This window comes from Streptomyces sp. NPDC026301 (assembly GCF_055567935.1).
On sequence record NZ_JBVHPN010000001.1, the window covers coordinates 614298 to 637078 of the forward strand.

The 22781-nt window shown below is 73.3% G+C and carries 21 protein-coding genes; 10 read left to right on the top strand and 11 right to left on the bottom strand.

Going from position 1 to position 22781, the window contains the following annotated elements:
• Nucleotides 1-60 precede the first annotated feature (60 nt).
• Together ACZ4MH_RS02680 and ACZ4MH_RS02685 are read right to left on the bottom strand one after the other, a co-directional pair.
• Nucleotides 61-777: a hypothetical protein gene (locus ACZ4MH_RS02680; protein ID WP_351587075.1), complete on the bottom strand. Its 717-nt coding sequence runs from the start codon at nucleotides 775-777 to the stop codon at nucleotides 61-63.
• 134 nt (nucleotides 778-911) lie between these two features.
• Complete coding sequence (locus ACZ4MH_RS02685) at nucleotides 912-1625, bottom strand: GntR family transcriptional regulator (RefSeq protein WP_351587077.1); 714 nt, start codon at nucleotides 1623-1625, stop codon at nucleotides 912-914.
• A gap of 173 nt (nucleotides 1626-1798) precedes the next feature.
• Between ACZ4MH_RS02685 and manD the strand changes: the two genes are divergently transcribed.
• The 5 genes from manD (at nucleotide 1799) to ACZ4MH_RS02710 (ending at nucleotide 7523) form a co-directional block, all read left to right on the top strand.
• Complete coding sequence (manD, locus tag ACZ4MH_RS02690) at nucleotides 1799-3007, top strand: D-mannonate dehydratase ManD (RefSeq protein ID WP_351587079.1); 1209 nt, start codon at nucleotides 1799-1801, stop codon at nucleotides 3005-3007.
• 5 nt (nucleotides 3008-3012) lie between these two features.
• A complete protein-coding gene (locus ACZ4MH_RS02695) occupies nucleotides 3013-4473 on the top strand; it encodes a mannitol dehydrogenase family protein (RefSeq protein WP_351587081.1) in 1461 nt (486 codons plus the stop codon).
• Between the two features lie 47 nt (nucleotides 4474-4520).
• Nucleotides 4521-5918, top strand: coding sequence for an MFS transporter (locus ACZ4MH_RS02700; protein ID WP_351587083.1), 1398 nt, complete (start codon nucleotides 4521-4523; stop codon nucleotides 5916-5918).
• Complete coding sequence (locus ACZ4MH_RS02705) at nucleotides 5915-6961, top strand: L-idonate 5-dehydrogenase (protein ID WP_351587085.1); 1047 nt, start codon at nucleotides 5915-5917, stop codon at nucleotides 6959-6961. The genes ACZ4MH_RS02700 and ACZ4MH_RS02705 overlap by 4 nt, the downstream gene beginning before the upstream one ends.
• Nucleotides 6962-7031: 70 nt before the next feature.
• Nucleotides 7032-7523: an ATP-binding protein gene (locus ACZ4MH_RS02710; RefSeq protein ID WP_351587086.1), complete on the top strand. Its 492-nt coding sequence runs from the start codon at nucleotides 7032-7034 to the stop codon at nucleotides 7521-7523.
• On the opposite strand, the gene ACZ4MH_RS02715 is transcribed toward ACZ4MH_RS02710, so the two are convergent.
• Nucleotides 7486-8292 (bottom strand): IclR family transcriptional regulator, encoded by an 807-nt coding sequence (locus tag ACZ4MH_RS02715; protein ID WP_351587088.1) that lies wholly within the window; start codon nucleotides 8290-8292, stop codon nucleotides 7486-7488. The genes ACZ4MH_RS02710 and ACZ4MH_RS02715 overlap by 38 nt on opposite strands.
• 156 nt (nucleotides 8293-8448) lie before the next feature.
• Here ACZ4MH_RS02715 and ACZ4MH_RS02720 point away from each other — a divergent pair, with 156 nt between their 5' ends.
• From ACZ4MH_RS02720 to ACZ4MH_RS02730, 3 genes are read left to right on the top strand one after another with little or no spacing between them, the layout of a single operon-like run.
• A complete protein-coding gene (locus ACZ4MH_RS02720) occupies nucleotides 8449-9381 on the top strand; it encodes a dioxygenase family protein (RefSeq protein WP_351587090.1) in 933 nt (310 codons plus the stop codon).
• Nucleotides 9378-10208 carry a fumarylacetoacetate hydrolase family protein gene (locus ACZ4MH_RS02725; protein ID WP_351587092.1) on the top strand — a complete coding sequence of 277 codons (831 nt, stop codon included), beginning with the start codon at nucleotides 9378-9380 and terminating at the stop codon, nucleotides 10206-10208. Before ACZ4MH_RS02720 ends, ACZ4MH_RS02725 begins: the two co-directional genes overlap by 4 nt.
• The gene (locus ACZ4MH_RS02730) at nucleotides 10205-11815 is read left to right on the top strand and encodes an FAD-dependent monooxygenase (protein ID WP_351587094.1); all 1611 of its coding nucleotides are present in this window, start codon (nucleotides 10205-10207) and stop codon (nucleotides 11813-11815) included. Before ACZ4MH_RS02725 ends, ACZ4MH_RS02730 begins: the two co-directional genes overlap by 4 nt.
• Nucleotides 11816-11818: 3 nt before the next feature.
• Here ACZ4MH_RS02730 and ACZ4MH_RS02735 read toward each other — a convergent pair whose 3' ends face one another.
• Nucleotides 11819-12712 (bottom strand): alpha/beta hydrolase, encoded by an 894-nt coding sequence (locus ACZ4MH_RS02735; RefSeq protein WP_351587096.1) that lies wholly within the window; start codon nucleotides 12710-12712, stop codon nucleotides 11819-11821.
• Nucleotides 12709-13266 carry a quercetin 2,3-dioxygenase gene (locus tag ACZ4MH_RS02740; protein ID WP_351587098.1) on the bottom strand — a complete coding sequence of 186 codons (558 nt, stop codon included), beginning with the start codon at nucleotides 13264-13266 and terminating at the stop codon, nucleotides 12709-12711. Before ACZ4MH_RS02740 ends, ACZ4MH_RS02735 begins: the two co-directional genes overlap by 4 nt.
• A 142-nt stretch (nucleotides 13267-13408) precedes the next feature.
• Here ACZ4MH_RS02740 and ACZ4MH_RS02745 point away from each other — a divergent pair, with 142 nt between their 5' ends.
• Nucleotides 13409-13846, top strand: a complete 438-nt coding sequence (locus ACZ4MH_RS02745) for a MarR family winged helix-turn-helix transcriptional regulator (RefSeq protein ID WP_351587100.1) — start codon at nucleotides 13409-13411, stop codon at nucleotides 13844-13846.
• A gap of 222 nt (nucleotides 13847-14068) precedes the next feature.
• On the opposite strand, the gene ACZ4MH_RS02750 is transcribed toward ACZ4MH_RS02745, so the two are convergent.
• Entirely contained in the window at nucleotides 14069-14707 is a 639-nt protein-coding gene (locus ACZ4MH_RS02750) for a TetR/AcrR family transcriptional regulator (protein WP_351587102.1), read from the bottom strand.
• A 167-nt stretch (nucleotides 14708-14874) separates the two neighbouring features.
• Here ACZ4MH_RS02750 and ACZ4MH_RS02755 point away from each other — a divergent pair, with 167 nt between their 5' ends.
• Nucleotides 14875-15933, top strand: coding sequence for an aldo/keto reductase (locus ACZ4MH_RS02755; RefSeq protein WP_351587104.1), 1059 nt, complete (start codon nucleotides 14875-14877; stop codon nucleotides 15931-15933).
• Between the two features lie 13 nt (nucleotides 15934-15946).
• Here ACZ4MH_RS02755 and ACZ4MH_RS02760 read toward each other — a convergent pair whose 3' ends face one another.
• The 5 genes from ACZ4MH_RS02760 to ACZ4MH_RS02780 all read right to left on the bottom strand — a co-directional run bounded on the left by ACZ4MH_RS02760 (nucleotide 15947) and on the right by ACZ4MH_RS02780 (nucleotide 22773).
• Nucleotides 15947-18094: a LuxR C-terminal-related transcriptional regulator gene (locus ACZ4MH_RS02760; protein ID WP_467753852.1), complete on the bottom strand. Its 2148-nt coding sequence runs from the start codon at nucleotides 18092-18094 to the stop codon at nucleotides 15947-15949.
• A gap of 211 nt (nucleotides 18095-18305) precedes the next feature.
• Nucleotides 18306-19214: a bis(hydroxyethyl) terephthalate hydrolase gene (gene bdeA, locus ACZ4MH_RS02765; protein ID WP_467753909.1), complete on the bottom strand. Its 909-nt coding sequence runs from the start codon at nucleotides 19212-19214 to the stop codon at nucleotides 18306-18308.
• A 135-nt stretch (nucleotides 19215-19349) separates the two neighbouring features.
• Nucleotides 19350-20624 carry a pectate lyase family protein gene (locus tag ACZ4MH_RS02770; RefSeq protein WP_351599755.1) on the bottom strand — a complete coding sequence of 425 codons (1275 nt, stop codon included), beginning with the start codon at nucleotides 20622-20624 and terminating at the stop codon, nucleotides 19350-19352.
• Complete coding sequence (locus ACZ4MH_RS02775) at nucleotides 20621-21427, bottom strand: rhamnogalacturonan acetylesterase (RefSeq protein WP_351599754.1); 807 nt, start codon at nucleotides 21425-21427, stop codon at nucleotides 20621-20623. The genes ACZ4MH_RS02770 and ACZ4MH_RS02775 overlap by 4 nt, the downstream gene beginning before the upstream one ends.
• Nucleotides 21424-22773 (bottom strand): ABC transporter substrate-binding protein, encoded by a 1350-nt coding sequence (locus ACZ4MH_RS02780; protein ID WP_351599753.1) that lies wholly within the window; start codon nucleotides 22771-22773, stop codon nucleotides 21424-21426. Before ACZ4MH_RS02780 ends, ACZ4MH_RS02775 begins: the two co-directional genes overlap by 4 nt.
• Between the last annotated feature and the right edge of the window lie 8 nt (nucleotides 22774-22781).

The window sequence follows — 22781 nt, forward strand, 5'->3', positions numbered from 1 at the left end:
GCCTCCCGCTGGGCGAGTGGTGTGAAGCATAAGAAATGAAATGCCGTGCTCATGCTGTTTTCAGTCCCCTTCGACAGCGATGGCCCGAACGGCCTTCCTGGGTACCATCAACTCCGTTGCGGCGGTTCCGCTCCCGCACTCCTTGGCACTCACCGCGACGCGCACGAAGGGCTTTCCGAGCGAGCCCTTGTCGATGCGGCCGACGATGCGCTGCCCCTTGAGGTCACACACAGTCCGTGCGCTCTTCGCGTACGAGGGCGTGAGGAGTACCGAGCCGGGGACCAGCTCCTTCTCCGGGCCGGAAACGGCGGCCAGCCCGACGGTGACCACGCTGAGGCACAGCGCCGCGACCACCACCCGGTTCGCGTGCCGCTGCCGTTTGTCGACCTGCGCCGCCTCGTCGTCGGCCCGTTGCAGCAAGGCGTTCAGCAGGTCGAGCCGGTCCCGTGCGTGGCTCGGCCCGGCCAGCTTCGTCACCGGCTGCGCCACGGCCCGCAGGTAAAGGACAGCCGCGGACAGCCAGAGCGCCACGGCTACGACCCCCGCCCACCGCGTGAGCAGCGATCGGTCGGCGAGCTGGGTGAACGTCAGGGCCGCGACGATGCCGCCGGCGAACAGGGTGACGGTGGACTGGGCGGACTGGGCTCTGACCCGGGCTTCGCTCCCCGAGCGGACACGGTCGGCGTAGTACGCCTCGCTGGCCGGCCCCAGCACAGCGTCCAGTACGCGTTCGCGCTCGTCGGCGCCGTTCTGCTCCGCAGCGGATTGCGCTGACATCAATCCCCCCGTTGCGCATATGCCAGAAGAGCATCATAGGTGGCACAGCGAGAGGAGGGCAGAGCTGTGACAGAACTCGGGTGATGCCAAAGTCCCTATAGAGCCTCCCGGTTGGGGCTACGCTCCGGCGTCCCTCACTCCCACACCACCACGTTGCGGCGGACCGGGACCGAGCCCGTGTCTTTGGCGAAGAGTTCGGGGGAGCGGGCGCGGACGCGCTCGACGTCGTCGAAGACCGCTCGTAGGTGGGTGCGCATGGCCGAGCGGGCCAGGGTGGCGTCGCCGCCGAGTACCGCTTCGAAGATCTCGACGTGCTGGGCGGCGAAGCCCGTCGGGGTGGCGGTGTCGTAGAGGCCGAGCCGGCGCGCCCGGTCGAGGTGTCCCTTGGCCGAGACCACGGTCGCCCAGGCGCTGCCGTGTCCGCTCAGCCGGAGCAGGGCGTGGTGGAACGCCTCGTCGAGCTCGAAGAAGTCCTCCAGGTCCAGTCCCGGGCGCTCCTGCTCGGCGAGATTGCGCCGCAGCTCCTCGACGATGTCCGCGTCGAGGTCGGCGGGGAGGTCGTCCAGGGCCGCCAGCTCGACGGCCTCGCGCAGGAACTGCGCGTCGGCGACCTTTGCCGGGTCGACGCGCGAGACGAACGAGCCGACCTGCGGGAAGATCTGCACCAGGCCCTCCTGCGACAGCAGGATGAGGCTCTCCCGTACCGGCGTACGGCTCACCCCCAGAGCGGCCGCGAGCTCGTTCTCGGACAGCGCGGCGCCCGGGGGGAGTTCGAGGGTCAGAACCTTGCGGCGCAGCGTCTCGTAGACGGCGCGGCGGCTGGTTCGCTGCCGGTTCGATCGGGCCATGCGCTCATCGTATCGGGGCGCGCAGGCCCGGCCGCCCACGCTGGTCGATCAGTGCTTCCAAAGTATTGCGCACCTGTGCGACCAGTGCTTGTATACCAGTGCTGGTCGACCAGGTGTCGGGCGACGCATGCCCTCCCACCGGCGTGGTGCGTATCCGAAGGAGCGAGATTTCTGTGAGCAAGATCGAGCGTGTCGAGGTGTTCGTCGCCTCGCCGGGGCGGACCTTCGTCACCCTGCGCATCACGACCTCGGACGGCGTGACCGGCCTGGGCGACGCCACGCTGAACGGCCGCGAGCTCGCCGTGGCGAGCTACCTGCAGGATCACCTCGTACCGCTGCTGATCGGCAAGGACCCGGCGCGCATCGAGGACATGTGGCAGTACCTCTACCGGGGCGCGTACTGGCGCGGCGGGCCGGTCACGATGACCGCGATCTCCGCCGTCGACACGGCACTGTGGGACATCAAGGGCAAGGTCGCGGGGCTGCCCGTCTACCAGCTGCTCGGCGGCCGCTCGCGCGCCGGTGTCATGGTCTACGCGCACGCCAGCGGCACGGACACCGCCTCCCTGATCGACGACGTCGAGCGGTTCCTCGGCCTCGGCTACAAGGCCGTGCGCGCCCAGGCCGCCGTCCCCGACGTCGGCGGTACGTACGGGGTGCGCAAGGGCAAGGTCTACGAGCCGGCCGCCACCTCACTCCCCGACGAGCAGCCCTGGGACACCGAGGCGTACCTGCGGTTCGCGCCCACCTATCTGGAGGCGGTCCGCGAGCGCTGCGGCTTCGGCTTCCACCTCCTGCACGACGTGCACCACCGGCTCACCCCGATCGAGGCCGCCCGCTTCGGCAAGCAGGTCGAGGACTGCCGGCTGTTCTGGATGGAGGACCCGACGCCGGCCGAGAACCAGGAGGCGTTCCGGCTCATCCGGCAGCACACGACGACGCCGGTCGCGGTGGGGGAGGTACTGACGTCGATCTGGGACGTGCAGCGCCTGATCACCGAGCAGCTCATCGATTACGTGCGGACGAGTGTCGTGCACGCGGGCGGTATCACGCATCTGCGGCGGATCTTCGATCTCGCCGCGCTCTACCAGGTCAGGACCGGTTCGCACGGGGCGACGGACCTCTCGCCCGTCACCCTCGCCGCCGCCGTCCACCTCGACACCGCGGTGCCGAACTTCGGTATCCAGGAGTACATGGCGCACGCGGACGAGACGGCGGAGGTCTTCCGCAGCGGCGTGACGTTCGCCGACGGGATGCTGCACGTGTCGGAGGAGCCCGGTCTGGGCGTCGAGTACGACGAGAAGGCCGCCGAGCGCTTCCCCTATCAGGCCCGCTATCTCCCCGTGGCGCGGCGCCTGGACGGCTCGGTGCACGACTGGTGAGCGCCGTGACCACGCCTTCGCTGAACCTGGCCGCGCTCGGCCGGATCGCGCCGGAGCTGCGCCCGGCCGTCGACCCCCGCGAGCTGCGCCCCCGCATCGTCCACTTCGGCCTCGGCGCCTTCCACCGCGCCCACCAGGCGATCTATACCGAGAACGCCGCCGCCCGCTCCGGTGAGCCGTGGGGCATCGCCGCCGTCGCCCCGCGCTCGGCGACGACCGCGGCAGCGCTGCGGGCCCAGGACTGCCTGTACTCGCTGACCGAGCTGCGCCCGGCGGACACCGTGACCCGCGCCGTCGGGTCGGTGATCGACGCCCTGGGGATGCGCCCGGACGCCGCGCGGGTCGACGCGCTGCTCGCCGATCCGGACGTCACCGTGGTGACCCTGACGATCACCGAGAAGGGCTACCACCGCAGCCCCGACACGGGCGCGCTGGACGTCGCGGCGCCGCAGATCGCCGCCGACCTCGCGGCGGGCGCCACGAGCGCGCTCACCACCGTCGTGGGACGGCTCGCCGCCGGGCTCGCCGCGCGGATGCGCGCGGGCGGCGCCCCGCTCACCGTCGTCTCCTGCGACAACATGGCCGCCAACGGCGCCGCGCTCGGCCGCGTCGTGCGCGACTTCGTCGCGGCCGCGCCCTGGCCGGACCGGCAGGCCGTACTGGACTGGATGGCGGCCTCGGTCGCCTTCCCCTCGACCATCGTGGACCGCATCGTGCCCGCGACCACCGAAGCGGACCTGCGCGCGGCGCACACCGCGCTCGGCGTGCGCGACGCGCTGCCGGTCGTCGGCGAGCCGTACCGGCAGTGGGTACTGGAGGACTCCTTCGCCGGGCCGCGGCCGCCGTGGGAGCTCGACGGCGCACTGTTCGTACCGGATGTCGTGCCGTACCAGCTCACCAAGTTGCGGCTGCTCAACGGCTCCCACTCGGCGCTGGCCTACCTCGGCGCCGCGACGGGCTGCACCACGATCGCGGACACGATGGCGACCGGCTGGGGCGAGCGCCTCGTCCGTGCCCTGTGCGCCGAGGTCGCCCCGACGCTGCCCGCGGGCGGCCCCGACCCGGCGGCCTACGCGGGCGACCTGGTCGAGCGGTTCCGCAACCCCGGTGTGCGGCACCTGCTCCGGCAGATCGGCTCCGACGGGTCCCTGAAGATCCCGGAGCGGTGGCTCGACGCGCTGCGTACGCTGCGCGCCGCCGCCACCGCCACCCCGGTACTCGAACTCGCCCTCGCGGGCTGGGCGAACGCCACCCGCCCCGCCGACGACGGCGGTCAGCTCTTCGGTACGACGGACCCCTCGGCGGCCGCCCTGGGCCGCTGCTGGCACGAGGCAGCGGACGACGCGGACGCGGTCCGCCGGCTGCTGCGTGTCCTCGGCGCGGCGGACCTGGCCGGGGACGGCGCGCTCGTCTCCGCCGTCGCCGCCCGGCTCCCCGCGCTGCGGGCCGGCCGGATCGAGGTCTGACCCGCCCCGCACGTCCCGAAGTGCAGTAAGAACAACGGAGTTCACCCATGACGGACACCACACAGGCGGAGCCGGACGGCGCCGTCGGAAGAACGACGCGCGACCTCACCAGAGCGGCCGTCTCCGGCTGGCTCGGCACGGCCATGGAGTTCATGGACTTCCAGCTCTACTCGCTGGCGGCCGCCATCGTCTTCAACAAGATCTTCTTCCCCGACGTCAGCCCCGCGATCGGGCTGATCGCCGCCATGGCGACCTACGGGGTCGGCTACGTCGCCCGGCTCGCCGGCGCCCTGTACTTCGGGCGGATGGGCGACCGCATCGGACGCAAGAAGGTCCTGTTCCTCACCATCCTGCTGATGGGCGCGTCGACCACGCTGATCGGCGTGCTGCCGCCGTACGGCATGATCGGCATCCTCGCCCCGATCCTGCTGGTCGTCCTGCGGCTCGTGCAGGGCTTCGGCGCGGGCGCGGAGATCGCCGGGGCCACGGTCATGCTCGCCGAGTACGCGCCCGCCAAGCGCCGCGGCCTGATCTCCTCCCTGGTCTCCCTCGGCACCAACTCCGGCACGCTGGCGGCCTCCGGGCTGTGGGCGGTGCTGCTCGCCGTGCTGAGCGAGGACCAGCTCGTCTCCTGGGGCTGGCGGCTGCCGTTCCTGCTGAGCTTCGCCCTCATGGTCTTCGCGGTCTGGCTGCGCCGGAACCTCAAGGAGAGCCCGGTCTTCGAGGAGCGGGCCGACGTCGTGGACGGGGTGGCGATGTCCCGCACCGAGGCCGCCGCGGCGGTGGCGGAGGCGGCCGTCGAGCCGGAGCGCGAGAGCGTCATCGAAGCGGGCCTGCGGCAGCGCAAGGGCAAGGCGTTCTTCCTCGCGCTCGGCCTGCGGTTCGGGCAGGCCGGCAACTCCGGCCTGGTACAGACGTTCCTCGTCGGCTACATCGCCACCACGCTGGGCGCCGACCGGTCCGTGCCGACCGACGCCATCGTGTACGGCTCGCTGCTGGGCTTCGTCACCGTGCCGCTGGTCGGCCTGCTCGGCGACCGCTTCGGCCGCCGTCCGGTCTATCTCGTCCTCACCGTGCTGACCATCCTGCTCGCGTTCCCGGTGATGCTGCTCATCGCCTCGGGCAGCACGGCCGGGGTGATGGTCGGCATGATCGTCGGGCTCAACGTCGGCGTGCTCGGCCTCTTCTCGCTGGAGAGCGTCACGATGGCCGAACTGTTCGGCGCGCGAACCCGGTTCACCCAGCTCGCGCTGGCCAAGGAGATCGGCGGCATCCTCGCCACCGCCATCGGCCCGGTCGTCGCGGCCACCCTCACCGCCGTCACCGGCAGCTGGTGGCCGATCGCGGCGATGCTGGTCGTCTACTCGCTCATCACCCTTGTGTCCATCGTCCTCGCCCCCGAATCGCGCGGGCGTGACCTGGTGCGTCTGGAGGACGCGGTATGAAGTCGGTTGTCGTGCACGGTCCCGGTGACCTCCGGATCGACGAACGCCCAGAGCCGGTGCCGGGTGCGGGAGAGGTACTCCTCGCCATGGAGTGGGGCGGCATCTGCGGCTCCGACATCGGCTACTGGAAGAACGGGGCGACCGGCACGGCCGCGCTCAAGGACCCGCTCGTCCTCGGGCACGAGGTCGCGGGCCGGATCGCCGCGCTCGGCAAGGGCGTCAGCGGGCTGACGGAGGGGCAGCCGGTCACCGTCCACCCGGCCGAGCCGGTCGGTACCGACCCGCTGCCCGACAGGCTCGCCGGTCGCACCAACCTCTACCCCCGCGTCCGCTACTTCGGATCCGCCGCCCTCCATCCGCACACCGACGGCGGGTTCAGCGAGTACCGCGTGGTCCGCGCGGCACAGATCCGGCCGCTCCCGGAGAACGTGACCACCGAACACGGCGCCCTCGCCGAGCCGCTCGCGGTGGCGATGCACGCCGTGCACCGCGCCGGTGATGTGCGCGGGAAGACGGTACTGGTCAACGGTGCGGGGCCGATCGGCGCTCTGGTGGTGGCCGCCGCGAAGCACCGCGGGGCCGCCGCGGTGCTCGCCGCCGACCTCTCCGCCGCGTCGCTCTCCGTCGCGCGGGCCATGGGCGCGGACGAGACGGTCGACCTCGGCCAGGGCGGGGCCCTCCCGGAGGACGTCGAGCTGGTCTTCGAGGCGTCGGGCGCGGCGGCCGCGCTCGGCCCGGTCCTGCGCGCGACCGCGCGCGGCGGCACCGTCGTCCAGGTCGGCAACCTCCCCGGCACGGCCGTCCCCGCAGCGCTCGGGGACCTCGTCACGCGGGAGATCACCTGGATCGGCTCGTACCGCTTCGTCGAGGAGATCGACGACGCGCTCCTCGCCCTGCATCAGGGCCTGGACGTGTCACCGGTCATCACCCACCGCTTCGGCATCGACCGGGCGGCCGAGGCGCTGGCCGTCGCCGCCGACCGGACGAGCGGCAGCAGCAAGGTCATGCTGCGGCTGGACGCCACACCGCCCGGCTCCGCGTGACCGTTCCGGGCGTGCGGCACCATGGTGGTGCCGCACGATCCGGAACGAAGCGTGAGGAGGTGCGCGGCGGATGCCGCCGGACAGTACGGGACCGGCCCTGTCCGTGCTGGTCGGGCTCCAGGCTTCGGGGAAGACCACCTTCTACGAGCAGCACCTCGCCGGCCGCCACACGCTGGTGAGCAAGGACCGCTTTCCCCGCTCGGCCCGGAACAAGCAGGCACGGCAGATGCGCCTGGTGGCGGAGGCGCTGGCCGCCGGCCGGCCGGTGGTGGTCGACAACACCAATCCGACGCCGGAGGAGTGGGGACCGCTGGTGGCCGTGGGCCACGCCTACGGTGCGCCGGTGACGGCGTACTGGTTCCCCCCGGACCTCGCGGGCTCGCTGCGCCGCAACGCCGCGCGGGAGGGCCGGGACCGCGTCCCCGACGTCGGGGTCCGCGCCACGTGGCAGCGGCTGCGCAGGCCGTCGCCGGCGGACGGGTTCGACACCGTACTGGAGGTGCGGTTCGACGGCCACGGCGGATTCACGGTACGACCGGCCCCCGGCACCCCGCACCCGTGAGACCGCGTGCCGCGCGGGAGATCGCCATGGCGGTGGCCCTGACCACCTGCTCGTAGGCGCGGACCCTGCGGGCGTCCGCGGGGACGACGATGGAGACGGCCGCGACGACCTGCTCGCCCCGGCCCCGGATCGGTACGGCCACGGAGGAGACGGGCGCGGGCCGTTCCCGCTCGAACAGGGCGACGCCGGTGTTGCGCACCTCCGCCAGCCGCCGACGGAGCCGCAGCGCGGCCGACGGCGACTCGGCACGGGCGATCCGCTCCGCGCGTACGTCCGGATCCGCCGCGGCCAGCAGCACCAGCCCGACACCGGTCTCGTGCAGCGGCATCCGGCCGCCCACCCGATAGGCGGTCTCCACGGCGCCGTGTGCCGAGAGCCGCTCCACGAGCAGGGCCTCGTCGCCGTCCCGCACCGCGAGCAGCACGTGCTGGCGCGTGATCTCGTGCAGGTCCTCCAGGTAGGGCAGGGCGACCTCGCGCAGGCCGTGGCTGCGCGGCGCCAGCGAGGCCACCTCGAAGAGCCGCAGCCCGACGACATAACGGCCCTGTTCGTCGCGTTCCAGCGCGCCCCACTGGTGCAGCCGGGCTGCGAGCCGGGAGGCCGTGGCGGACGGGAGGCCCGCCCGGCGGCCGAGTTCGTTGAGTCCCAGTGCGCGGTGTTCGGAGCTGAAGGCCGCGAGCAGGGACAGCGCACGGTCGACGACCGGATCTCCGCTCCGGGGACGCTTGCCGCGCCTGGGCGCTTCACTGCCCTCGCTCACGTGACTCATCGGGTGAGTGTGACGGACCGCTCCACTCAATGGAACACCCGCAGACGCGGTGACGTCGCGTTCGCATGCTGGTGAACGTCGCGCCGCCGACGGCGGGTTCGGGCCGATGCCCGTCCTCGTACCGCCGCGCGGCGCCCCACCACCGAGAGGAGCAGCATGAGCGCGCACACGCCCCTGCCGTCCGGAGCGGACCAGGCACTCGACAGGTTGCAGGCACAGGTACTGGACACCATCGCGGCAGCGGACCCGCGGCGGGCCGAGGTCGTCCGCGCGGCCGTGCGGCATCTGCACGCCTTCGTGCGCGAGGTGCGGCCCACCGAGGAGGAGTGGCTGGCCGGTCTGGACTTCCTCGTCCGGACCGGACACGCGTGCACGGCCACCCGCAATGAATTCATCCTGCTGTCCGACATGCTCGGGCTGACCTCCGCGGTCGACGAGGTCAACCACGCCGGGCCCGCGGAGGCCACGCCCTCCTCGGTCGAGGGCCCCTTCCACTCCCCCGCGCCGCCGCGCCCGCTCGGTGCGTGGATCGCCGAGGGGCCGGAGCGCGAGCGGGGCCGCCCGATGGCCGTGCACGGCCGGGTGACCGACTGCGCGGGGCGGCCGCTGGCGGGCGCGACGGTGGACGTGTGGCAGGCCGATGACGCCGGGCGCTACGACACGCAGGACGCGGCGCAGCCGCCGGGCAATCTGCGTGCCCTGCTCACCACCGCCGAGGACGGGTCGTACTGGTTCCGCAGCGTGCTGCCGAGCAGCTATCCCGTACCCACCGACGGCCCGGTCGGTGAACTCCTGACGGCGCTGGGCCGGCACCCGATGCGCCCGGCCCACATCCACCTGCGGGTGGAAGCCCCGGGGCACCGCCCCGTCACCACCCACGTGTTCGTCGCCGGTGACCCGTACCTCGACTCCGACGCGGCCTTCGCCGTGAAGGACGCACTGGTGGTCACCCCGAAGGACATCAAGGATCCGGGAGCGGCGGAACGGTGGTCGCTCAGCGCGCCCTTCCTCGACTTCGAGTTCGACATCCGGCTCGTCGCCCGGCCGACGGGCACCGCGCAGGCGGAGCCGACGGAGGTGACGCGGTGAAGCTCATCGGTCTGCTGGACGGCCGCGACACGGTCGTCGGAGTCGTGGTCGGGGACCGGGTCACGCCGCTGGCCGAGGTCCGGGACTTCTACGCGGAGCTGCCGAAGTGGACCGCGCGGGCGGCCGCGGTGCCCCGTGGCGAGCGGCCGCTCGCCGAGGTCCGGCAGGCCCCGCCCGTCCCGCCGTCGGCCCGGGTGCTGTGCCTCGGCCTCAACTACCGCGCACACGCGGAAGAGGGGGTGTACGGCGTGCCCGACCACCCGACCCTCTTCGGCCGGTGGACGGCCTCGCTGTCGGTGGGCGAGGTGCCCGTACCGGTACCGGCGAACGAACCGGGGCTGGACTGGGAGGGCGAGGTCGCCGCCGTCGTCGGGTCCCCCCTGGCGGACGCCGACCCCGTGACCGCGGAGTCCGCCGTGCTCGGGTACGCGGTGTTCAACGACCTCACGGCTCGTACCGCCCAGAAGCTCACCGCGCAGTGGACGCTCGGCAAGAACGCCGACCGCAGCGGCCCGATGGGACCGCTCGTCACGGCGGACGAAGTAGGCCCGCTCTCCGCCGGGTTGCGGCTCACCACCCGGGTGAACGGTGAACTCGTACAGGACGGCAACACCCGCGACCTGATCTTCCCCGTCGGCGAGGTGCTCTCCCTGGCCAGCCGCACCTTCACGCTCCAGCCGGGGGACGTCCTGGTCACCGGAACCCCCGAAGGCGTCGGCTACACCCGCACCCCGCCGCGCTTCCTGCGCCCGGGCGACGTGGTCGAGGTGACGGTCGACCGCCTGGGCACGCTGCGCACGCCGATCGTCGGATCGGAGCGGCGATGAGTGAGCACCACTCTGTCCTGATCGCCGGTGGCGGGCCGAGCGGGCTCGCGGTCGCGATCGAGCTGGGCCGTGCGGGCATCCCGTGCTGCGTGCTGGAACCGCGGCGGACCGTGGCCACCGACCGCCCGCGCGCCAAGACCACCAGCGCGCGGACGATGGAGCTGTTCCGGCGCTGGGGTCTGGCCGACCGGGTGCGGGCCGCCGCGCCGCTGCCGGTGTCGTACGCGCAGGACGTGGTGTTCTGCACCGGGCTGACCGGCCGCGAGATCACCCGCTTCCCGAACGCCTTCGCGCTGCACCGTGAGCGCCGCGAGGAGTTCGCCGAGTGCGGCCAGCAGATCCCGCAGCCGGCCGTCGAGGCGGTACTGCGGGAAGCGGTGGCCGAGTTGCCGAACGTCACCTTCCTGGCGGGTCACCGCCTCGTGGCTGCTGAGGACGGGCCGGACGGGGTACGGGCGCGGGTCGCCGGGCCCGACGGCCTCACCCGCACGGTCACCGCCGACTACCTGGCGGGGTGCGACGGCGCGAGCGGCGTGAGCCGGGCCGCCATCGGCGCCCGGTACGAGGGCAGCAGCGGCGCGCTGCCCAACCTCAACATCACCTTCACCGCGCCCGAACTGACCGAACAGGCCCTGTGCGCCCGCGCGGTGCACTACTGGGTACTGGGCGCGGCGGCGGGCGGCATCGTCGGCCGGATGGACCTGGACGGCACCTGGTGGGCCATCGCGCACGGCGTGGACGTACGGACCAATACCGTCGAACCCGCGTCGCTGGTACGGCAGTTGATCGGCGCCGACCTGGACATCCACGTGCACGCCACCGATCCCTGGTCCGCGCGGATGCTGCTGGCCGACCGCTACCGCGGTGAGCGGGTCTTCCTGGTCGGCGACGCGGCACACCTCAACCCGCCCTGGGGCGGCCACGGTTACAACACCTGCGTCGGCGACGCGGTGAATCTGGGCTGGAAGCTCGCCGCCGTACTGCGGGGCTGGGCGGGGCCGGCACTGCTGGACAGTTACGAGCCGGAGCGCCGCCCGGTCGCCGAGCGCACCATCGCCGACGCCGCGGCCCAAGAAGCCCACCTGGCCCACGCCTTCGCCCATGGCGACATCGACGAGGACACGCCGGCCGGAGCCGCGCGCCGGACCGCCGTGGCCGACGCGCTGGAGGCCAAACGAGGCGAGTTCCACAGCCTCGGCCTCGTCCTCGGCTACCACTACGCCGGCTCCCCCGCCGTCGTGGACGACGGCTCCCCGGTGCCCGGTCACCAGCCCCTCGTCTACCACGGCTCGGCCCGCCCCGGCGCCCGGCTCCCCCACCGCTGGCTGCCCGACGGCTCCTCGCTGTACGACCACCTCGGGCCCGGCTTCACCCTGGTACGCCTCGACGAGGCCGCGGACACCGCACCGTTCGTGGCAGCCGCGGCCGCACGCCGCCTCCCGCTCACCGTGCTGGACCTGCCCGGCCTCCCCGATGCCGCCGCCTACGGGGCCGGGCTGCTGCTGGTACGCCCCGACCAGCACATCGCCTGGCGCGGCCCGGACGCCTCCCCGGCCGGGACGGTCCTGGACACGGCACGCGGCGCCACGCCTCAGCGCACGCGATAAGGCTCAGCGCACCAGCCGTTCGACGAACCCCAGCGAGCGGGTGAAGATCTCCGCCACCTGCTCGTCGGACGCCCCGTACCAGCCGTGGTCCGCGCCGGGGACCGTCCACAGGTCGACCGGTGCGCCGGCCGCCTCCAGGCGGGCGGCGAGGGCGTGGCTGTGGCTGCCCGCCACCATGGTGTCCTCGTCGCCGTGCACCAGCAGGAAGGGCGGGGCGCCCGCGTGGGCGTGCGTGACGGGGCTGGCCGCGCGGGCGAGATCGGGCACGGTGGCGGGCGCCGCGCCCAGGAGCGCCGCTTCGGGCGTGGCCGCGTCCCACGGGTCCCAGCCGCCGCGCGCGGTGGTCAGGTCGCTCGGCCCGTACCAGACGACGGCGCCGGCCGGGGCGGGGCCCGCGTGGCCCGGGGCCGAGCCGGTGAGGGCGAGGAGGGAGGCGAGGTGGCCGCCGGCGGACTCGCCCCACACCGCCGTCCGCGCGGTGTCGATGCCCAGCTCGGCGGAGCGCAGCGCGAGCCAGCGCAGGGCGGCGCGCAGGTCCTCCAGGGGTGCGGGGAAGTGCGCCTCGCCGGAGAGGCGGTAATCGACGCAGGCAACCGCGAAGCCGGCGGCGGCGATGCGGGCGAAGGGGCCGGGCTGCCAGTCCCGCAGCCGCATCCCCATGTCGTCCCGCCGGCCGATGCGCCAGGCGCCGCCGTGCACGTACAGCACCAGCGGCAGCGGACCGTCGGCCGGCTCCTCGGGCAGCCACAGGTCCAGCTCCAGAGGGCGGCTGCCCGCGGGGACGGCATAGGGGACGCCGCGCAGCAGCCGGACGCCGGGGGCGCAGTGCGCGGCGGGCGGCAGCGGGGCGACGTCGGGCGCGGGCGCCGCGATCAGCGCGCGCAGCGCGGCGCTCACCGGGTGCGCCACTGGTGGTCGGGCAGGAACCGGACGTCGAACTCCTGCGGGACGGTGCCGAACTTCTCGGGCGCGGGAATCACGGGCGCGTGCGGCAGGCCCATCTGCTCCGCGGGCGCGCCGAGGTTCTCGAAGAACCGCTCGAAGGTGCCGCCGGGGCCGGCCGCGACGCCGACGACCTGGCTGTGGTGCCGCTCCATGCGGTAGGCATGCGTGCAGTTCTTCGGTACGAAGCCGAAGTCGCCGGTGGTCAGCAGCTTCTCCTGCTGCTCGCCCTCGGTGTCCTCCACGAACAGCCGGACGGCGCCGGCGGTGATGTAGAAGACCTCGTGGGTGTCGGCGTGCACATGGGCCGGGATGATGTCGCCCTTGGGGCCCTCGACCGTGAAGAAGTTGAAGGTGTTCTCGGTCTGCTCGCCGCCCGTGTAGATGGTGATCAGGTCGCCGAACAGGTGGGCGCGGTCACCCTCGCCCTTCTCGATGAAGTAGGGCTTGCCCGGTTCGGCGGGAATGCGCGAGGCGCGCCGGTAGCGGGTGGCGTACTCAAAGGTCATCGGCTCTCCCGGAGGCGTACGACTTTCATGTCAGGCAGCCTGACATCGACTACGTCAGGTAGCCTGACATACGTCCGCGCCGGGCCGCAAGCGACCGGCCGCAGGACGCAGACCCACCCGCCACGCCTGCCGTGAGGTACCGATGGACACCAGCCGCAACCTCCCCCAACTGCTCGGCGAGGCCCGCAACTGGTTCGAACAGGCACTGCTGACGGCCATGAGCGAGACCGACGGCGACACCCCGCCGGTCTCCCCCACCCAGCTCCAGCTCTTCGCCGTACTGGACGAGGACGGCACCACCGTGTCCGAGCTGGCCCGCCGAATGGGCGTCACACGGCAGACCGCCCACCAGGCGGTGCACAGCCTGGTCGCCGCCGGCCTGCTGGAGCAGGCACCGCACCCCGCCTCCGCCCGGCAGCGGCTGATCCGCCGCACACCGCAGGGCACCCGCGCGCACCGCCGGGCGCTGCGCGTTCTGGAGCGACTGGAGGAGGAGCTCGCCGAGCGGATCGGCCGCGGAACGGTCGACGCGCTCCGGGCCGCACTGGAAATGCCCTGGGGGGACCCGCCCGCCGGGTGAGCCGGGCCGTCTGCGCGGGGGGGAATACCGGACAGCCCCGCCTTGCTGTAATAAATGCGGATATTGATGGAGCTGTGTCCCCGGGCCCAACATATAGCCCGTGGGGAAGATCGTTCGGCAGAAGCCCCACGGAGCCTTTCGCCGCGAGGCGACCGCCATCGGTATCCGCACCCAGCCGCCTCGGCCGGCCTCCCCCGACCGGTCGGGGCCCCCTCTGTGGCTCTACGCGTCGCCCGATGAGTTCGCGGGGCGTACGTACACCCCTGCCCGGGCCGCCGCCACGGCGGCTTCCGCCGCGCGCTCGGCCGCTCCCTCGTTCAGTGGGTCACCGCTGGCCAGCGCGCGGTAGTAGAGCGGCGCCGAGACCGCGCGGATGACCTCGTGCGGGTCGGTGCCGGCCGGCACCTCACCCCGCTCGACGGCCTGGTGCACACAGGGTGCCCACTCCTCGATGCGCGCGGCGTAGAAGCGGTGCAGCGCCTCGGCCGTGCCCGCCTCGCCGGCGGCCGCGGCGATCACCGCCTTGAACAGCGGGCCCTGCCGCGGATCGGTGAGAGTACGCCGCACGAGGGCGGCGTTGGCCTTGAGGTCGCCGAGCAGCGAGCCGGTGTCCGTACGCGGCAGGGACTGCTCCGCCATGTCGGCCAGCAGATCGGCCACCAGCCCGGCCGGGCTCCCCCACCGGCGGTAGACGGTCGTCCGGCCGACGTCCGCGCGGCGGGCGACATCGGCGAGGTCCAGCCCCGCGAGCCCCCGCTCGGCCAGCACATCACCGGCCGCCGCCAGCACGGCCGCCCGCACCCGCGCCGTGCGCCCGCCCGGACGCACGGTCCCCGGCTGCTCCGCACCCTCACCCGCCATAACGGCACTCCCGTTCCATTAGCTTCCGATCCCTGCTACGGTAACGCTCAGATTAACGGAACTCCTGACCCATTAATGGTCGTGCATCTCCGTTGCCTTCGTCATCTTCGTTGCCTTCATCGCCTTCGTTGCCTTCATCGTCTTTTGCCATCGCGAGAGGATCGATCATGGAATACCGACAGTTGGGCACCTCCGGCCTCAAGGTCCCGGCCCTGAGCTTCGGCACGGGCACCTTCGGCGGACAGGGGCCGCTCTTCGGCGCGTGGGGCACCACCGACGCCCAGGACGCGCGGCGGCTGGTCGACATCGCGCTCGATGCCGGCATCACCATGTTCGACACCGCGGACGTGTACTCGGGTGGCGCGTCGGAAGAGGTCCTGGGCCAGGCCATCAAGGGGCGCCGCGACCAGGTCATCCTGTCGACCAAGGCCGGGCTGCCCATGGGCGACGGGCCGCAGGACGCCGGCACGTCCCGCTCGCGCCTGATCAGGGCGACCGAGGACGCGCTGCGCCGGCTCGGCACCGACCACCTCGACCTCTTCCAGCTGCACGCCTTCGACGCGCACACCCCCGTGGAGGAAGTGCTCGCCACGCTGGACCAGTTGGTGCGGGCCGGGAAAATCCGCTACGTCGGCGTCTCGAACTTCTCGGGCTGGCAGCTGATGAAGTCCCTCGCGGCGGCCGAGAAGTACGGATATCCGCGGTACGTGGCACACCAGGTCTACTACTCGCTCGTCGGCCGCGACTACGAGTGGGAGCTGCTGCCCCTCGGGGTCGACCAGGGCGTGGGCGCGGTGGTCTGGAGCCCGCTCGGCTGGGGGCGGCTCACCGGGAAGATCCGGCGCGGACAGCCGCTGCCGGCCGGCAGCCGGCTGCACGAGACGGCGGACTACGGGCCGCCGGTCGAGGAGGAGAGCCTGTACAGCGTGGTCGACGCGCTCGACGAGATCGCGCGGGAGACGGGCCGTACCGTCCCGCAGATCGCTCTGAACTGGCTGCTGCGGCGGCCGACCGTGTTCTCCGTCATCATCGGCGCGCGGAACGAGGCCCAGCTGCGGCAGAACATCGGCGCCGTGGGCTGGGAGCTGACGGTGGATCAGGTGGCCCGGCTGGACGCGGCGAGCGCGAAGACCGCGCCGTATCCGCACTTCCCGTACCAGCGCCAGGAGGGCTTCGCCCGGCTCAACCCGCCGCCGGCCGGGCTCGCCGCCCCGTTCGCGGCGTGAAGCACCGCCGGGGTCACAGGGGCGCGGTGGGCTGCTCGGCGCGGTCCACCAGGCGCGCCAACTCCACCCGGGACCGCACGCCCAGGACCGCGAAGATGTTGCGCAGGTGGTGGTCGACGGTGCGCGGGCTCACGGACAGGCGCTGCGCGACCTCCCGGTTGGTGGCGCCCTCCGCCACGCAGCGCGCGATCCGCAGCTGCTGCGGGGTGAGGTCGGCGAGCGGTGCCGGGCGTCCGGCTGCGGGGGCCTCACCCGTGGCGCGCAGTTCGGCGCGGGCCTGCTCGGTCCAGGCGCGCGCCCCGCACCCCTCGAAGGCGACCAGCGCGTCCCGCAGCAGCCCTCTGGCCGGGCCGGGCCGGCGTCTGCGCCGCAGCCATTTGCCGTGCAGGAGCAGGGTGCGGGCGCGCTCGAAGTCGTTGGTGGTGTCCTCGTGGTGCGCGCGGGCCGCCTCGTAGTACGCGTCGGCCGCGGCCGCGTCGCGGTCCTCGGTCCCGGCCCCGGAACCGGCCCCGGCACCGGCACCGGCACCGGCTCCCGCGAGCAGCGCGCGGCAGCGGGCCAGTTGGGCGGGGGCCGCGGGGTCGGCGCCGAGAGCGGCCCAGACCGCGAACTCGTCGACGGCGGTACGCGCCGCGTCGGGCGTACCCGCCTGCACCACCGCCTCGGTGTAGCAGGGTACGGCCAACATGCGTACGGCGAAGTGGCCCTGCCGGGGCCCGGGTCGCACGAGGGGGCCGAGCCGGGCGGCGGCCTCGTCCACGCGGCCCGCTCCCAGGTCGGCGCGGGCCAGCGCCCAGCGGGCGAGCGTGGACACCTGGACCAGTCCGTGCGCGCCGGCGACGGCACCGGCCGCCGCCGCGTGCGCGGTCAGCGCGTCGGTGTCGCCCTCGACGGAAGCCACGAGGGCGAGGATCGCGTGCTGGTGGGCCGCGATGTTGGGCTGTCCGGTGAGGTGCGCGGTGCGCAGCCCTTCCTCGGCGTGGACGCGGGCCCGCGGGTGCCGGCCGGCGCGCAACTCCCCGTACGCCAGGTGCTCCAGCGCCTGCGGTACGAGTGTGGTGCGGCCCAGCGCGCGGGCGGCCGCGAGGGCGCGCGCGTTGACCCGGCAGGCCGCCGCGAGGTCGCCGACGACCAGCGCGGCGACCCCGGCCCGCAGCAGCACTTCGGGGTCCTCGGCGCGCCCGGTGCGCGCGAGCAGCCGCCGCAGCGGTCCGATGCCCGCGCCGAGCCGGCCGCTGAGCACGGCGGCCATGCCGGCGCGGTAGTCGTCGAGGGCGCCGACCTCCGCGCCCACCTCCGCGCCGACCTCCACGCCGGCCTCCACGCCCTCCGAAGCGCCTGCTTCCCCGTCTCCCCCGGCGTCGGCGATCGCCTCCACGTACGCGGCGGCGTCGCCCATCGCCCAGGCCGCCTCCGTGGCCGCGAGCCGGGCGGTCAGGGACGCGGCGGTGTCGTGGGGGCGGAGCAGGCCGGCCGCGAGGAGCAGTTCTTCGCGGGCGTCGGCGACCGGGCCGTCGCGCAACGAGAGCAGCCCGTGGACGAGTGCGGCCCGGCCGCGGACCGGCGCGGCGGCGGGCAGCGCACGGACCGGGGCGAGCAGGCCGCGCGCCCGGTCGGGCCGGCCGGCGAGGCGGGCGTGGTCGGCCGCCGCGGTCAGCCGGGCGGCGCGGTCGGCGCCGTGCCCGGTGAGACGCGCCGCGACGGCCAGGGCGACCGCGCGCTCCTCGTGGGAGACGTGCGGTCCGGCGGTCCGCGCGGCGGCGGCCAGCCGCCCGGCGAGGCAGGGTTCGGGCCCGTCGGCCGCCAGGGCGCGGTGCAGCAGGCCGGTCAGCGGGTCCCGGTCGGGCGCGCTCGCCGATGCCAGCAGCGCGTGGGCCGCGCGGCGCCGGGCGAGGGGTACGGCCTCGTACAGGGCCCGGCGCAGCGGCGCGCTGTCGAAGTGGATCCGCTCCCCCTCGGTGCGGACCAGGCCCGCCGTCTCCGCCGGTTCCAGGGCGGCCGCCCCGAGGCCGGCGGCCGCGGCGGCCCGCAGGACGAGGGCCGCGTCGGCGCCGGGCCCGTCGGGGTGCTGTTCCTGCGCGGCGGCGGCCAGCAGCAGGAGCCGGCGGGTGCCTTCGGGCAGGCCGGCCGCGGCGGGCCCGCCCAGCGGGCCGAGCGTCACGCGCGGCACCCCGGCGGCCGCGCGGCGCGGGGCCCGCGTTCTCCCGCACGGCCGCGCGCCGTCGCCGGGCACGGCCCGTACGTACGGCGCGCGACTCGCCGGGGCGGGGGATTCGTTCCGGGCACGGTCTTCGTTCCGGTCACGACCGTCAGGTTACTGGCGTGTAAACGTTCACGGAACCCCTCCGTCCCCTCTGCCCCACGGGGCGGGATCAGGACGTGTGCGGGCAGTTGCCCCGGTACTCCTCGATCGTCAGGCTCGGTCGGGGCAGCGGGCAGAGGAACTGCTCGTAGCGGGTGTCGTTGTCGATGAACCGCTTGAGCCACGAGATGCTGTACTTCGCGATCGTGGTGTTGGGGGTGTTCGGGGTGAGGTGCGTCGCGTTGTTCAGCTCCAGGTACGCCTTGTCGAGCGAGCCGGGCAGGCTCTCATAGAACGGCTCGGAGTGCGTGGCGACCGGGGCTACGGTGTCGCCGTCGGCGCCGACGACGAGCGTCGGGGTCTGGATCTCCGGCCAGGTCTTGTCGAGGTCCCAGCCGGTCAGCGGGATCGCGGCCTGGAGGGACGGACGGCTCTTGGCGGCCTCCAGCGTGCCGCCGCCGCCCATCGAGTGGCCCATGACGCCGAGCCGGCTGCTGTCGATCCGGTCGCGCACCGAGCTGCGGCCGGTCAAGTAGTCCAGCGCGGCGAGGAGTTGGCGTCCGCGGCTGTCGGGCTGGTCGACCGTGGTGTTGGTGTCGATGGTGAACACGACGAAGCCCTGGGAGGCCAGCCGCGGGCCGAGCCAGGCGATGGACGACTGGTAGGCGGTGAAGCCGGGCGAGATGGCGACGGCGCCGAAGGTGCCGTCGCTGGTCGAGGTCGGGTAGTAGATGGTGCCGCCGCCGAAGCCGGTGACGCTCAGCGCGGAGACGCTGGTCTGGGAGACGGCGTACGGGCCGCGGGACGCCTCGATGCTGGAGACGGTGGGCGCGGGGCCGCGCTCGTACGGGTTGCCCGCGGCCCCGGCCGGCCCGGCCTGCGAGGTGAGCAGGGTGCCCGCGGCCAGGAGGCCGGCCAGCCCCCACCGCGTCAGCCGGGTTCTGAGCCGGCTCGTCCCCTGCCGTTCCGGAATGCGCACGGACACGCTGGTGTGCTGCTGCACGACGGTTCCTCTCGGTAACGGTCACTGACGACCGCAACTCTCGTGCCGTGCAGCCCCTTCGCACATCGGCGAAATCACCGGTCTCGGCGACCGGCGGGAACCGGTGGAGCGTCAGCGCAGCCGCCCCGCCCCCGCCCGGTGGTCGACGAGGTCCGGTACGGCGCGCGGGTCGTCCACGCGGGTCCGCAGGGCGGGGGTCCAGCCGGCGCCGGACCGCAGGGGCTCCCCGGGGACCTCCGCGTTGTGCACGGCGATCAGATCGACCGGGCGGCCGTTGACGCGGTTGCCGGCCGCGGTGACCGGCGCGTCCTTCCATTTCTTCAGGACGCGTCCGGCGCCGGTGCCGGACGGCAGGGTGAACGCGTTGTTCTCCGCGACCAGTTGGGACTCGATGCCGATGCCGAGGCTGTAGACGTACGGCGTGTCCGGCCCGGCCGCGTAGTGGTTGTTGTACGCGTCGACCTTGCCGAAGCGGACGCGCGGCGCGCGCTCGACGACGTCGCGGAAGAGGTTGTGGTGCAGGGTGACGCGGAGCCTGCCGCGGTCGGTGGCGGCCGCGCCGTCGCTGTTGCCGATCATCAGGGTCTTGTCGTGGTCGGCGAAGACGTTCCAGGATGCGGTGACCAGGTCGGCGCCGCGCACGATGTCCAGCTCGCCGTCGTGCTGCTGGTACACCTCGCCGTAGTACTCCGGCAGCGAGCTGTCGGGGTGGGCGCCGTCGGTGAAGGTGTTGTGATCGAGCCAGACGTGGGTGGCGCCGGTGACCACCATGCTGTCGTACTCGGAGTTCCAGGCGCCGGTCGCGCCGTCCGTCGGGTCCCACTGCGGGAAGCAGTCCAGCGGGCTCTCGGCGGTGAGGTTGCGGACCACGACGTTGTCGACGTCCTGGATCTGGAGGCTGCCGCCGACGATTCCGGCGTGTTTCCCGACGCCGACGACGGTGGTGTCCGCCGGGACGTACGCCTTGACGGCCGCGCCCTGGTTCCGCTGGGACGCGGCGCGCAGGTCCTCCTGCTCGCCGCTGACCGGGCGGTCGCGGCCCCAGACGGCGGGGTCGTAGTCGGCGAGGTAGCGGGCGAAGTCGTAGCCGTCGGCGGCGAAGGCCGCACAGCCGGCGCCGGTCGCGTCCAAGGTGCCCTTGACCTTGACGATCCTCGGGGCGCCGGGGTCGTCGGCGAGCGCGGCCCGCAGCTCCGCCCAGGTGGTGACCGTGTAGGTGTGCGCGGCGTCGGCGCCCGCGCCGCCGGTGGTCCCGCCGTCCGCCGACGCCCAGCCGTCGTGGGCCGGCAGCACGTCGCGGGGCGGCGCCGCGTGGGCCGGGCCCGCCGTGGTGAGGGCGAGCGCGGCGCAGCCCGCCAGCGTGATGAGGGTGGTGCGCGCGGTCATGCTCCGTGCCCTTCCGGCCAGGTGATCCAGGATGTGGGAATGTCGTCGTCGAGGCGGCGCAGGTCGCCGGGCGCCAGCAGCCGCGTGGCCCGCAGTCCGGCCGCGACCAGGCGGGCGACGGCGATGGCGCCGGGCGGGTTGAAGTGGGTGTTGTCCTGCTCGGCCGGGGTCCAGTTGAAGTACGTCTTCGTCTCGTCGGGGCCGAGTTTCTGCCACAGGGCGAGGGAGCGTTCCTGGATGTCGAGCAGCGGGACGTCCTCCTCGGTGGCCAGGGCCCGCATCGCGGCCGGGTACGCGCCGTGGGTGGGCAGGGCGTTGCCTCCGGCGTCGAACTTCCGGCGCTCCACGGAGGTGAGCAGCACCGGCCGCGCGCCGCGCGCCCGCGCCCCCGTCAGGTACTGCCGCAGGTACTCCTGGTACGTCGTCCAGGGCTCGGTGTACCGGGTGGGGTCCTCGGTCTTCTCGTCGTTGTGGCCGAACTGGACGAGGAGGAGGTCGCCGGGGCGGAGGGCGGTCAGCACCGCCGTCAGCCGCCCCTCGTCGACGAAGCTCTTGGAACTGCGGCCGTTGACGGCGTGGTTGGCGACCGGAACGTCGTGGTGGAGGAAGAAGGGGAGGGCCATGCCCCAGCCGGTCTCGGGTTGGGCGTCGGCGTACTTCTGGGCGGCGGTGGAGTCGCCGGCGAGGTGGAGGGTGGGCATCGGGCGGTGGCCTCCTGGACTGGCGACGGCGGACGGGGCCGCGGCGAGCGCGAGCGGGAGGCCCGCGAACGCCGCGGCCACCTGGCGGCGCGTGACGGTCACTTGCTCTGCTGCTTCCACTCGGCCTGGGCCGCGTCGAACTGCTCGGCGAGGGAGGTCAGGAAGTCCTTCGGTGTCATCTTGCCGAGCAGCACCTTCTGGAAGGCGGGCTCGTTGTCGGCCTTGGAGAGGGTGTTCCAGTCGGGCAGGTAGTACGGCAGGTCGACGATCTTCGTCTTTTCGCTGTTCAGGGCCTCGGCGCCGAGCTTGGTGGTCTCGGACTGCTGCACCCAGTCGTCCTTCGCCGCGTCCAGGTTGGACGGGATGGTGCCGGCCGACTCGCTCCACTTGCTGTTGGATTCGTGGGAGGCCGCGAATTCGATGAACTTCCAGGCGGCGGCCTTGTTCTTGCCGGACTTGAAGAGACCGAGGCCGTCGACCGGGTTGGACACCATCACCCGGGTGCCGTCGTCCAGCGTGGGGTTCGGTATGCCGCGGAACTTCTTCGTGCCGAGCGCCTTCACGTGGTCCTGGTAGGAGCCCATGTTGTGGTTGAGCATGCCGATCTGCCCGCTGTCCCACTGGGCGACCATCTTCGTGAAGTCGTTGTTGATGTCGGCCGCCGGGGTGTTCTTCTTGTAGAGCGCGACGTACTTCTCCAGCGCCGCGACGTTCTTCGGGTCGTCGAGGGTGGTGTGCAGCCCGTCCTTCTCCCAGAAGCCGCTGATGCCGGACTGGCCGTACATCGCGTCCAGCGCCTGGGCGATGGAGCCGGCGCCGCCGCGGATGGTGTAGCCGAACTTGTTGCCACCCTTGTCGGTCAGTTCCGCGGCCGCCTTGTAGAACGCCGACCAGGTGGTGGGCGCGGGCAGGTTCGCGGCCTTGAACAGGTCGGTGCGGTAGTACAGCACGCCGTTGGTCGCGTGCATCGGGACCGTGTAGAGCTTCTTGCCGCCGGCCGCGGACCGGACGCTCTTCACCATCCGCGCGTTCAGCTTCCCGTCGAGCGCACTGTCCTTGATGCGCCCGTCCAGCGGCTCCAGGGCGCCCTGGGCGCTGATGCCGGCGAGCATCGCGGCGCCGATGCCGCCGACGTCGGGCAGGCCGCCGCCCTGGATGGCGGTGTCGTACTTGGACTGCGCCTCGGTCGCGGCGATCCCGACGTAGTCGACGTCGATGTCGGGGTACTTCGCCTCGAAGTCCTTGATGATCTCCTTCCAGACGTCGGTGCGCACCCCGCCGTTGTTGTCCCAGAAGGTGATCGTGCCCTTGCCGGAGCCCTCGGCGCCGGTCTCGCCCGCGACGCCGCTGCCGTCGTCGCCGCAGGCGGTGGCGGTGAGGGCGAGGACCGCTGTGAGGGCGAGCGCCGCGCTCGCGCGGGTCCGTCTGCTGCTGCGGAAGGTGGTCATGGTCGGCT